This window comes from Dyadobacter sp. CY312 (assembly GCF_021390535.1).
In the GTDB taxonomy this organism is placed as follows: domain Bacteria; phylum Bacteroidota; class Bacteroidia; order Cytophagales; family Spirosomataceae; genus Dyadobacter.
This window is the reverse complement of sequence record NZ_JAJUXG010000006.1, coordinates 76,586-89,578: the sequence shown is the minus strand read 5'-3', so window position 1 is coordinate 89,578 and position 12,993 is coordinate 76,586. Positions and strand designations below refer to the sequence as shown.

The following is a 12,993-nucleotide window of genomic DNA, read 5'->3' as shown; positions in this document are numbered from 1 at the left end:
AAAAACTTAGATGTGGCATCAATGTTATCCTTAGCAGATGCTACTTGTACTTTAACGAAGCCAAGAGCTTATTAGCTAAGCCCTATTCGCTCTTCAATGTTTTCACGGGATTTAATAATGCTGCTTTTATTGCCTGAAAACTTACAGTAAACAAGGCAATCATCAATGCTGCCATAGCGGTAACTACGAAATACCACCATTCTATTTCAATACGATATGCATATTTTTGAAGCCAGCCTTTCAGGAAATACCAGGCTATTGGAAATGCAATCAATGCTGCTATACCAACCAGTTTTACAAAATCTTTTGAAAGCATTCCTACCAGATTGGCGACACTCGCACCTAGTACTTTTCTGACACCAATTTCCTTGGTTCGTTGTTCCGCGGTGAAAGCTGCCAGTCCGAATAAACCCAAACTCGAAATAAAAATGGCTAGAAATGCGAAGTAGTTAGAAAGCTTGCTGACCACATTTTCGGATTTGTACAGGTTGCCAAATTCCTGATCTGCGAAATAATATTTGAGAGGAAATCCTGGATTGTAGCGCTTGTAAACCTCTTCAAGATTTGCAATGGCCTGTTTTGTTTTCCCTGGTTCTGTGCGGATCAAAGCTGCTCCCCAGTTATCGGTTTTAGGTTGCAGGCCAACGATCAAAGGCTCAATAGCAACATGCAATGAACCAATATGAAAATCTTTCATTAACCCGATGATCTTGCCTTTTTTGCCCCACATTGTCAGCTCTTTCCCAACCGGATCTTTGTAACCTATCTTTTTGGCTGCGGCTTCGTTGATGAGATAATTGGAGGTGTCTGTGCCATATTCAGGACTAAAATCGCGTCCGTCCAGCAGTTTGATACCCATCGTTTTTACAAAATCGAATCCGGATGGGTTGACTGCAAAAAGTAATTGCTGAGTTGTATCTTTTCCCGGCCAACTCACGCCCATTGTCGAACTACCCACTTCAAGCGGAGTAGCTTGGGAAACCGCTACGGATTTGATTCCCGGCTGGGATTCAAGTGCTTGTTTAAAAGAAGAAAAATTCTTTGCTAAACCGATTTCAATGTCATCAATATAAAGCAGATTCCCTCTTTCAAACCCAAGATTTTTGGTTTGAATATATTCGATCTGACGATACACGACGATCATAGCCAAAATCAATAGAATCGACAATCCGAACTGAAACACAACCAATCCCTGGCGAAAATAGGCAGCGCTGGGTTTGAACTTTAAAGAGCCTTTCAATATCGTAACAGGATTCAGTGACGACATAAATAGTGCAGGATAACTTCCCGCAACTGTGCCGGTAATAATCGTTAGTCCCAATAGTGTAAAAATCAAAGACGGGCTCAACAAATCAAGAGATAACTGTTTTTCTGTAAGCACATTGAAGGGCGTCAGCATCAGAAAAACGATCACAATTGCAAAAATCAGAGCAATAAAAGTGATGAGAATGGATTCGCCTATAAACTGCCCGATCAGACTAAACCGATAGGCTCCAACCACCTTGCGTAATCCAACTTCCTTGGCTCTTTTCACAGAACGTGCAGTTGCCAGATTCATGAAATTGATACAGGCAATAACCAGAATGAAAACGGCCACGATCGTAAAAATCTTGACATACTCTATCCTTCCGCCATCCTGTTTTCCTGAATCCCACTTCGAATGAAGGTAAGATTCTCCATAGTTTGTCAGGAAAATATCAACGTTGCTATTCTTATTTTTGGTTTTGATGTAATTCTTAATCTTGGTATTCACCTTGCTAAGCGATGCATTTTCAGAAAGCATGACCACGCAACGCGGACCATTGTTTCCCCATTCTTTCGACCAGTCATTCCCGTTTTTCTGCCACCTGTCGTAACTCATCAGGAAATCGAATTTCATGGAAGAAAACGGCGAAATTGGCTTTAAAATCCCTGTAACAATAACGTCGTCCTTATTGTCGACCCGAATGGTTTTACCCATTGGATCTTTTCCTTTGAAGTACTTATCGGCTAATTTTTGAGATATCACTACTCCATCCGGGCGTTTCAAGGCGGTTTTGGCATCTCCCTGACTCAATCCGTATGAAAACATGCTCAAAAAATCACCTTGTACATACCTCCCTTTTTCGTTATCAAAAGTATTTTCAACAGCAAAAACCGGTGATTCTTCCCAAAGCAATTGACTTGCCAGCTGAATTTCAGGAATGTCTTTAACAATATGCTCCGCCAGAATTCCGGGAGTAGCTTCAATTGTATTGATCTGGCCGGAATAGTGCTGATTTTCCATCACCTTGTAAAGACGCGCTCCATTTGCATGAAACTGATCCATCTTCATTTCATCTTTTACCCATAACATAATCAGCAGGCTGCAAGCCATACCCAAAGCAAGGCCAAGAATATTAATAAGGCTGAACGACTTGTTCTTCCACAAATTCCGCCAGGCGATTTTTAGATAGTTTCGGAGCATAGGGATAAGGGTTGTAGGCTTTGGGCAAGACGCACAGATTTCCCATGCCCCTTCCCCAAAGCTCTATTCGCTTTTTAACGTTTTTATCGGATTCATCAAAGCCGCTTTTATTGCCTGAAAACTTACGGTAACCAGCGCAATCACTACGACCACCAGTCCGGCTAGTGCAAACATCCACCACTGAATCTCTATCCTGTAAGCAAAACCTTGTAACCACTTGCTCATGGCCCACCAGGCGACGGGTGAAGCTATCAGGACAGCGATGATCACCAGTTTCACAAAATCACCTGATAACAATGCAACAATCCTTACTACCGAGGCACCCAGTACTTTCCTGATGCCTATTTCTTTGGTTCTTTGTTCTGCCGTGTAAGTAGCCAGCCCCAATAATCCAAGGCAGGCGATAAGAATTGCCAGGACGGAAAATGTGGTAAATATCTTTCTAAATCGAAAATCCGACTGGTATTGGCGATCAAAATCCTGATCCAGAAAACTATACAGGAAAGGTCTTTGGGGTGCCAGTTTTTTCCATATCCGCTCCACTTGGGCAAGGGTTTCAGGAAGGTTTTCGGATTTTATCTTCAAAGATAAATACCTGCTGGCATTGGGTTCCAACGGTAAGGTCAGAGGCTCAATTTTCTGGTGCAGCGAGATGTAGTTAAAATCTTTTACCACCCCGATTACCTCGCCTTTCCTACCCCACTGATCAAATTTTTTACCGATGATATCTTTCGGATTGGCATAACCATATTGCCGTGCTGCCGCCTCATTGATCACAATCGCTTCTTTAAGATCAGAAGGATGATCCCTGGAATAAGTCCTTCCTGCCACAAGTTCCAGCCCATAGTGGCTGATGAAATCCGTACCAACCTGAAATACAGCCTGGCCTTCCCACTTCATTTCACCATCAGCTCCCTGTATACCCGTACCCGCATTTGGAAAGTAACTTCCGGGAACACTTCGGGAGAATGCTGCGGAGCGTATGCCTGGATTGGCTTCCATTTCAGCTTTCAATGTTTCCATCTTCCCATTTACTGTCTCATCATAGTTGTAATCCAGTACGAGCATGCGTTCTTTGTCAAAGCCCAAATTGCCGTCCAGCAGGTGTCCTGTCTGGAAGTACACAATCATCGTCCCCGCAATTAGCGCTATGGAAAGGCTGAATTGGAAAACCACCAGTCCCCTTCTGAGGTTTACTCCCCTCGCACTTGATTTATTAATTCCTTTCAGAATTTTTACAGGATCGAAGCCGGACAAAACCAAAGCAGGATATGAACCAGCTAAAATGCCTATTATCAACATAATACCAAGAAAAAATGGAACCGTCTGCCAACTGACAAAGCTTTGGATCGAAAGTTCTTTTCCGGTGAGGTTAGTCATTACAGGCAATGCTATAGCTATAAAAAGCACTGCGGCGAAGGCCGACATAAAAACAATAATTAAGGATTCGCCCAGGAACTGATAAATCAGGCTTCCACGGTCTGCTCCTATCGATTTTCTGATTCCAACTTCTTTTGCCCTTTCCAAGGATCTGGCAGTTGACAGGTTCATAAAATTAATGATGGCTATAACCAATATGAATAATCCGATCATGGAAAAAACATAAATATTGGTCAAACTGCCCGTCTCTCCCGGTTGCCTCTCTGCGGTTGTTTTGAGATAAACGTCACGCAGCGGCTCTATGGCAATTGTATATTTTGAGTTGTCATCTGCCTTTCTTCTCTCTATAAATCCTGCGATTTTCTTATTGAACGCCGCTTCATCAAAACCTTTACGGACAAGAAAATACGTGTAAAAATCTACGTAACCCCAATTAGTAAATATATCGGGAAGTGATTTCTGAAAAGTACTCATCGACAGAAGTGCATTGAACCGGAAATGTGAGTTGAGGGGAAGATCCGGCATAATGCCCGTTACGGTGTAGATACCAGCATTGGCTCTTCCGGCAGATTCACTTCCCACCAGGGATTTCCCTATCGGATTCTCGCTACCGAAATATTTCCTGGCAGTGCTTTCCGTCAAAACGATACTGAATGGTGCTATCAAGGCAGTCTTTGGATTGCCCTGAATCAACTTCCAGCTGAAAACGTCAAAGACTGTGGAATCCATAAAGAAAACCCCTTCTTCCTGATAGACTTTGTCTCCATTTTTCAGCAAAAGATCCGATCTTCCGGAAAACTGAACCACCTTCTCAATCTCTGGAAAATCCTGTTTCAAAGCAGGTCCGACAGGCGCATTTCCCCAGACCCAAAAAGGTTCTGATCCAGTGCCCTCTCCCACCGGAGCGGTTGAACCGTGAATGACCCTGTAAATCCGGTCCCCTTTTTCATGGTAACTATCGTACGAAAGTTCATTCCTGACAAAGACAAAAATGAGGACACAGCAAGCCATGCCGACCCCGAGTCCGGTAATATTAATGAAGGAATAAACTTTCTGTTTAAGGAAATTCCGCCAGGCGATTTTTAGATAGTTTTTAAGCATTTTTTAGCGGTTTGCTGTGGGCGACTAGCTGTGAGCGACTAGCTTTTAGCTAAATCGTATTGAAACAAAATTTCTGACATTTCTCAAAACTTCGACCTGTATTCAAAGTTATACCAGGCTAGTGTTAATTGTTCGTAAAACGAAGCTAATGGCCATAAGCTAAATGCTAATCGCTCCTTAATGGGGGAGATATTATTTAAAAAGAAACTTCTTCAATGGCCGAGGGAAGTCCTATTTCCGCCTCAAAATTTTTGATGATCGTTTCACGCTGTTTTTCCGATTTAGCACTGACGTCAACAGTTTTTTCAAAAATAAACTCATCTCCTTCTCTCATAAACTGATAACGAAGGTGCATTTCACCAGAATTATTGTCAAAGTCCACTTCCTTCTTGTAAGGTTGTGATCTGGTGCCAAAAACCGGTTTCACATCTTCATTCTCTTGTTCAGAAACATGAGCATATGTGGTAGAAGCGCGTGCAGATCGTGCCGATTCGGGAGCGTTTGCAGGACGTGGCGGTTTGGGGGCGGCTACTTCACCAATTCCCAGTGATTCAAAAACTTTCTGGGTTATTGCAGTCCTTTCGTCCTTGCTAAGCCCGGCTACATCAAAGGTGCGACGATAGTCGATGCTTTCTCCGTTTACAGTCCCGTTGACACTGATGGATAACTTTCGTCCGTCATCATCAATACAACGACTCAAATGATTTTTTTGCTGAGCAAAAGCAAGTGTTGAAACACCAGCTAACAATACGGTGAGGATTTTTCTTTTCATGGCTGGTAAATTTCTGGCTACGAGCACTTAGTTATAAGTTCTTAGCCCGCATTTATGATTTTGGTATCTTTTTTTGATACTGATTATATTAGTAAGCAGCATCTTAACACATAGCCAACTCGTTTGGGAGGACGCAAAGGAGGACAATGAATATCTGGTATCCTGATTGACACAGACTGTGTTCAAAGCCAGCGATTTAAGCATCACAACCAAACTTTTTTGGAGAACACAATCGCCAGCGATACGTCATAGCCAAACTCGTTTGTGAAGACACAAACGAGGGCTATTGTTACTTTCGGCTCCTATACGTGCACTTTTTCTGTCACGATTTTACCATCAAACAGATTCACAATCCGATGCGCAAAACCCGCATCATACGGAGAGTGTGTTACCATCAGGATAGTCGTCCCTGCATTGTTCAGCTGGCTTAGCAAATTCATTACCTCTTCACCATTTTTGGAGTCAAGGTTACCAGTCGGCTCATCGGCCAGTATCGTTTTAGGATTGGCAACTACTGCACGTGCAATGGCTGTACGTTGCTGCTGACCACCCGAAAGTTGCTGTGGAAAGTGATTCCGACGGTGCATCATATTCATACGTGTAAGAGCAGCTTCTACTTTTTCCTTGCGTTCAGCGGGAGGAGTTTTCAGGTATAGCAAAGGAAGCTCCACGTTTTCATATACCGTTAGTTCGTCGATCAGGTTAAAACTTTGGAAAACGAAACCGATGTTTCCTTTTCGTATCTGAGCTCTTTGCCTTTCCGACATTTTCCCTACCTCTGTGCCATAGAATTCGTACGAACCCTCACTTGGATTATCAAGCAGTCCGAGGATGTTCAGCAATGTGGATTTTCCACAACCGGAAGGTCCCATGATGGCAACAAATTCGCCATCTTTCACTTCCATATCGATCCCATTGAGGGCTGTTGTCTCAACCTCCTCCGTAGAGAAGATTTTATGCATGTTGGTAATTTTGATCATCGGGTAATATGTTGTTTCTTTTGACTACTAGTTATTTTAACCGCAATAGATGCAATGTATTTCGCAATGGACGCAAAGATTTTGATTGCAGGTTTCTTACGCATATTGCGCAGACCTTTGTGCCCATTGCGGTTTATTAAAATTCAAGTACTTCGTTGTCTCCGAAGTTCTCATACGAACTTGTGATCACTTTTTCGCCAGGTTTAAGACCGTCCAGTACTTCGAAGTATTCCGGATTTTTGCGGCCAAGTGTTATCTTACGTTTTGATGCTCTTTTGCCGTCTTCGTTCAGGACATATACCCAGTTCCCGCCTGTTTCGGAGAAGAATCCTCCAACCGGTAACAGTGTAGCCTGAGAAGGCTGTCCAAGTTGCAAACGAATCGGTGCGGATTGACCTCTTTTTATTAATTCAGGAGCTTTGTCAAACTGCATGTCCACTTCAAACCGTCCGCTTTTTACTTCCGGATATATCTTGATGATTTTTAGAGAATACTCTTTTCCATTAAAATCCATTGTTCCTGTGAGTCCGGCGAAGATTCGGGAAATATAATGCTCATCCACTCCTACCCGCATTTTAAATCCGTTCAAATCATCAATCTGACCTATGTTTTGTCCCTGACTGATATTAGAACCGACTTCAACGTTCATAGACGAGAGTAAGCCCGTAACAGGTGCTTTTACCGAGAGATTTTCCAAAGTTTGCTTCCAGAGGTTCACGTTCTTTTGTGTACTTGCCAAGGTTCCCTCCAATTGGCTGATCTGCATTTTCGCATTCTCTTCCTGGTATTTTTGAGACTCTATTTCAATATCCCTTTGTTTCACCAAACGCTCGTAATCCCGCTTCGTTTTTAAATAATCAGCATCAGGAATCACCTTATCTTTGTATAGCTTCGTATTCCGGTCATGCGCATCTTTTGCCTGATCGATCTGAAAATCTAATTCACTTAAAGATTTTTGCAGATTAAATCGTGCGATTTTCAAAGTCTGACGTGTGTTTTGAAGATCATTCACCAGTCGGCTTGCTTCCGTTTCAGATTGCAAAAAGCTCAGTTTCAGATTTTGATTTTCCAGTCGCAGCAACACCTCACCTTGCTTCACCATATTTCCACCTTCGATCAACTTTTCGGTCACATAACCACCTACAATTGCATCCAGCTGAATTGTTTTTAAAGGCTGAACAACCCCGGTCACCACGATAAATTCGTCGAACTTACCCTGTGAAACCGCCGAGATGGTGAGCTTATCCTGCTCTACATTCAGCTTGCTTCGTTTATCTGAAAGAAAAAATTGGTATATCAAAAACCCAACGAGCAGCGTGCTTCCGGCTATAAGTCCGATACGCTGATTGGTCCAGAATTTCTTTGGTTTTACTTTGTCCATCGTTGTTGATCCTCCAGTGAATCCGTTACTGGAACTTGACGAGTTAGGTGTTTTTACTTCCATTATATTTTGTAATAATAATTGATATCCGGTTTTTAATCTTACTTCTTTTATCCAATCACTATGCCACAAACCCAATATAGAACTAAGTAGCTCATTAACAACTGTTTATAATTAAAACATTTTAGAGAGTTTGTTCATTATCGGACATTTCTGTACGTGTACGGACAGGAGTTCACAAGCCGGTCAGGGCTTATTCCATAATGCAATATCTTGAAGCGAGGCGGCCGTGATTTCTTGCGAACGTTCCTAATCACAGTTAGATACGAGGCATCTTTCAGTCCGAATCTTTTTCATACCTGAGAAGCAGTTAACAAGATATAAATCGCGTAGCGATGCAATATTGGTAGAATACGCCCCCTACAGAAAAACAGAAATCCCGTCAGAAATGTAACATTCCTGCAAAATCGCCCGTCTTTGTTCTTTATTAAATAAATTTGCAAAATGAAAAAGATGATGGTATCACTTATAGTAGCAGTATCGCGGAATGGCGCGATCGGGAAGGATAATCAATTACTCTGGCGGTTGCCTGATGACTTGAAGAGATTTAAAAATCTTACGCTTGGGCATCCCATCATTATGGGTAGAAAAACTTTTGACTCAATTGGGAAACCATTGCCTGGGAGAACTTCTATTGTTATTACCCGCAATACTGATTTCCAACACGAAGGAGTGATTGTGGTACACAATGTAACGGATGCATTGGAGGAAGCCCGAAAATTGAACGCAGATGAAACTTTTATAATCGGCGGCGGTGAGTTGTATAAACTCACGCAGCCAATTGCGGACAAGCTTTACATCACCGAAGTTGAAACCACAATTGACGGCGATACTTTTTTTCAAATCGACAATCCCGAGGACTGGACCGAAACCGAACGTACTGTTCATCAGGCAGATGAAAAACATTTTTTTGCATTTAACTTTGTCGACTACGTAAAAAAATAGGATTAAATCGTAAATTTGCACCCCGAATTACACATAGTCAGTGACTTTAAGCGCATGGAAGTAGCAGTAGATACACTTAGGATTGAATTAAAAACTCCGGCATCAGACAAACGACCCATTTTCATTACAGGAAATTTTTGCGAATGGTTACCAGATCTTGAAGAATATCAAATGACCGAAGAAACACCTGGTCATTATTTCTTCCAGTTCCCGGCAGACCTGCAACTTCCTGAACCATTAGAATATAAATATACAAGAGGCGGATGGGATCAGGTTGAGCTTGACAACTACGGACAGCCCCAGTCGAACCGGGTTGTGGATCCAAACGAAGACATTGTAATAGATTACATAACGCGTTGGCAAAAAGATAAAACTACAAAGGAGAATTTCGCTCCTATTGTTGAAGTACTTTCTGAAACTTTTGAAATCCCACAACTCAATAAAAAAAGACGCGTGCACGTCCTTTTGCCTCACAACTATTATGAACACCCGGAACGCACTTATCCGGTACTATACATGACCGACGCTCAAAATCTTTTTGGCGACGGATCTCCATACGGCAACTGGGCAATTGATAAAAGTCTTACCAAACTGGCACCCGAGGGCAAGGCGGATGTGATCATCGTTGCCATTGACCATGCCGGGGAAGACCGCGTACAGGAGTTTTCACCTTACGATAATCCACGGTTAGGAAAAGGGCTTGGCCTCAAATTCCTTCGTTTTGTGACAGATACGTTAAAACCGTCAGTCGATAAACAATACCGGACCAAACCCGACAGACTCAATACCGGAATGGGCGGAAGTTCGGTGGGCGGATTATTATCTATTTACGCTGCACTGATGTTCCCAAATGTATTCGGGCGACTGATGATATTCTCTCCTTCGCTTTGGATCTCCCAACGTATTTATTTCGACGCGATTCATTTCTTCGAACCATTCGAAACGCGCATTTACCTTTATGCAGGTGGGAAAGAAGGTGCGAACATGATTCCGAACATTAACAAATTACAGGAAACACTGCACAGCCAGGGTTTTGGATATAGCCGCGTAAAAATCAATACTTCTATTGATCCAAAGGGACAGCATAATGAAAAGCGTTGGAGCAAAGAGTTTCCGGAAGCTTTGAAATGGCTGTATTTTGAGTCATAGAAATTAACATAGAGTCTCACAGAGTTAAAAGGGAGAACCACAGAGGAATTATTACTCTTGGCTCTCCCTTTTTCAAAAGCCCATTTTACTCCCGCAATATGAACATCTTCCCTACGCAATATTCAATGCTGTCAACCGTGGCATTAAAGGATCATTTGGAGAAAGCTTATGGGTTGTCCGGCACGGTTTGTAAACTGCTTGTTCACAATGTGAGTGACACTTATCTGTTACAAAACGAGAACGAGAAGTACATTTTTAAGCTGTACAGAGATTCGCACAGGAGGCTGGACGAGATTAAGGCGGAAGTGGAGTTACTCAATATCCTGAAAGATGCGGACACAAAGATCTCATATCCTATTCAGGCTTTGAATGGCGATTTTATTCAGTCTTTTAATGCTGCCGAAGGAGTTCGGAATGGTATATTGTTTTCATTTGCTGCCGGTAAACCTACTCTTGATTACAACGACAGCCGACTGCAAGCCGTAGGAATTGAAATGGCACGGATTCACAACGTTACGTCAGCATTGCAATTATCCAACCCAAGAAGGGTGTACAATGTAGAGACAACTTTGTTAAAGCCGTTGGATTACATCAAACCAGAATTTGCAGAGCTTCCGGAAGAATATGAATGGCTAAAAACCACGACTGAAAAAGTGGTTGAGAAAATTAATCAGTTCGACCTTTCAAAATTCAGTTACGGATACTGCCATTACGATTTCCTGCCGCATAATTTCCATTTCGATGAAAATGACAACCTGACTTTTTTCGATTTTGACTTTGCAGGAAAGGGATTACTTGCCAACGACCTGATGACATTTAATTTACATTTTTTCTTTGATGTCCATTCCAAAAAACAAACACAGGAAGAAGCCGACAATAAATTTGAAGTGTTCTTAAACGCTTACCGTGAAGTGCGTCCCGTGACGGATGAAGAAATTGCAGCTATACCGTATCTTGGTTTTGCCTTCTGGATGTTTTTCCTGGAATTCTATCAGCTGCACTTTGAAGACTGGTCCAACACTTTTTATACCCTCAGGTTCAAAAAGGAAAGAATGGGCTGGATACGAAGTTATGTGGAGAGGTATTGTAAGTTATAAAGATTTTTAACCGCCCGGCGGCCCGGCGCAATGGGCGCTATGGATATCGCAATGGGCGCAAAAGTCTTTCTAGTGTGACCATTGCGTTTCCTCATTGCGCCCATTGCGGTTTATAACCTTACAAAATGTATTGACTCAAATCTCTGTTTTTGATCAAATGCGAAAGTTTGTCACTTACCATTTCTGCGGTGACAACGATATGAGAATCCGGACCGATTTCATCAGGAATATCAAACATAAAGTCGTTTAACAGTAAACTCATCACCGTTTGCAGACGACGGGCACCAATGTTTTCTACCTCACTATTTACCTCAAAAGCAATTCTGGCCATTTCCTGAAGTGCGCCATCTTCGAACACAAGTTCAACGCCTTCTGCTTCCATCATTGCCTCGTATTGTTTTGTCAAAGCATTTTTTGGTGTTTTCAATATCTGATAGAAATCAGATTCGGTAAGGCTGTTCAATTCCACACGGATCGGGAAACGTCCCTGTAATTCAGGAATAAGATCGGAAGGCTTAGCAACGTGAAATGCACCGGCTGCGATAAACAAGATGTGATCTGTATTGATGACACCATGCTTTGTGTTAACAGCACTTCCTTCCACAATTGGGAGCAAGTCGCGCTGAACACCTTCACGGCTCACATCCGGACCACCACCGCCGCCAGAACGACTTGATGCCACTTTATCAATTTCATCTATAAAGATAATTCCCAGGTTTTCGGCTTTCTGAATCGCTTCCAGCTTCACCTCGTCCATATCGATCAGCTTTCCTGCTTCTTCGTCAAGCAAGAGTTTCTTAGCCTCTCCTACCGTCACTTTTCGTTTTTTACCACGACGAGGCATCATGTTGCCAATCATCTCCTGGATGTTCATCATCGAAACATCGTCCATCGCTCCGCCAATCATACCCACGCTCGGAGACTGGTTTTGCTGAACCTCAATTTCTATCTTGCGGGAATCCAGCTCACCACTGCGGATTTTCTCACGAAAACGTTCACGTGTACGTTGGTTCAGTTCACCATCGTCTTCCGGTACCGAGTTATCACCATCTTGTACAGGTTCGCTCTTGATTTTCGATGCACCATGAATTGGAGGGATTAATGCATCCAGAATAATATCTTCAACAGCCTGCTCAGCCTTGATTTTAACCTCTTCTTTCTTTTGAGTCCGCACCATGCCCACAGCCTGCTCTACCAGGTCACGAACCATACTTTCTACGTCACGGCCCACATAACCCACCTCTGTAAATTTAGAAGCTTCTACTTTTACGAAAGGTGCATCGGCGATTTTGGCAAGACGGCGTGCAATCTCCGTTTTACCCACACCAGTTGCACCTATCATTAATATATTATTCGGAATAATTTCCTTCTGAATTTCCTCAGGACTATTCATGCGCCTCCACCGATTTCTCAATGCAATTGCTACATTTCTCTTTGCGTCATTTTGTCCGATAATGTATTGATCCAACTCAAAAACAATCTGACGTGGCGTTAAGCGATTTAAGTGTTCAGTCATTGTGATTTATGAAAATACTTGGCTTAATATGATGATTTAAAGGTATACATTGATTCTAAATATCCATTGGTACATGATAAAAAGAAGCGCTATTTTCCTGGGACCTTAATATTCCCCGGTACACCGCAGACTGCAAAGAAATAACTATGCCTGTACAAAATGTCAT

General features: G+C 42.4%; 9 protein-coding genes. 3 read left to right on the top strand and 6 right to left on the bottom strand.

Translation table 11 applies throughout. The features are described 5' to 3' along the window. Window positions 1-82 precede the first annotated feature (82 nt). From LZG71_RS09475 to LZG71_RS09455, 5 genes are all read right to left on the bottom strand, one after another. On the bottom strand, window positions 83-2,446 hold the full coding sequence (locus LZG71_RS09475; RefSeq protein WP_233819586.1) for an ABC transporter permease: 2,364 nt from the start codon (window positions 2,444-2,446) through the stop codon (window positions 83-85). Window positions 2,447-2,509: 63 nt separating this feature from the next. Beyond that, window positions 2,510-4,927: an ABC transporter permease gene (locus LZG71_RS09470; RefSeq protein ID WP_233819579.1), complete on the bottom strand. Its 2,418-nt coding sequence runs from the start codon at window positions 4,925-4,927 to the stop codon at window positions 2,510-2,512. A 196-nt stretch (window positions 4,928-5,123) separates the two neighbouring features. Further along, entirely contained in the window at window positions 5,124-5,699 is a 576-nt protein-coding gene (locus LZG71_RS09465) for a hypothetical protein (protein WP_233819571.1), read from the bottom strand. Between the two features lie 302 nt (window positions 5,700-6,001). Then, a complete protein-coding gene (locus tag LZG71_RS09460) occupies window positions 6,002-6,679 on the bottom strand; it encodes an ABC transporter ATP-binding protein (RefSeq protein WP_233819569.1) in 678 nt (225 codons plus the stop codon). Between the two features lie 136 nt (window positions 6,680-6,815). Next, a complete protein-coding gene (locus tag LZG71_RS09455; protein ID WP_233819828.1) occupies window positions 6,816-8,060 on the bottom strand; it encodes an efflux RND transporter periplasmic adaptor subunit in 1,245 nt (414 codons plus the stop codon). A gap of 504 nt (window positions 8,061-8,564) precedes the next feature. Between LZG71_RS09455 and LZG71_RS09450 the strand changes: the two genes are divergently transcribed. The 3 genes from LZG71_RS09450 (at window position 8,565) to LZG71_RS09440 (ending at window position 11,311) form a co-directional block, all read left to right on the top strand. Next, window positions 8,565-9,065 carry a dihydrofolate reductase gene (locus tag LZG71_RS09450; protein WP_310587751.1) on the top strand — a complete coding sequence of 167 codons (501 nt, stop codon included), beginning with the start codon at window positions 8,565-8,567 and terminating at the stop codon, window positions 9,063-9,065. 54 nt (window positions 9,066-9,119) lie between these two features. After that, window positions 9,120-10,214, top strand: coding sequence for an alpha/beta hydrolase (locus LZG71_RS09445; RefSeq protein ID WP_233819560.1), 1,095 nt, complete (start codon window positions 9,120-9,122; stop codon window positions 10,212-10,214). Window positions 10,215-10,312: 98 nt separating this feature from the next. After that, complete coding sequence (locus tag LZG71_RS09440; protein ID WP_233819558.1) at window positions 10,313-11,311, top strand: phosphotransferase enzyme family protein; 999 nt, start codon at window positions 10,313-10,315, stop codon at window positions 11,309-11,311. Between the two features lie 118 nt (window positions 11,312-11,429). On the opposite strand, the gene hslU is transcribed toward LZG71_RS09440, so the two are convergent. After that, window positions 11,430-12,827, bottom strand: coding sequence for an ATP-dependent protease ATPase subunit HslU (hslU, locus tag LZG71_RS09435; protein WP_233819549.1), 1,398 nt, complete (start codon window positions 12,825-12,827; stop codon window positions 11,430-11,432). Between the last annotated feature and the right edge of the window lie 166 nt (window positions 12,828-12,993).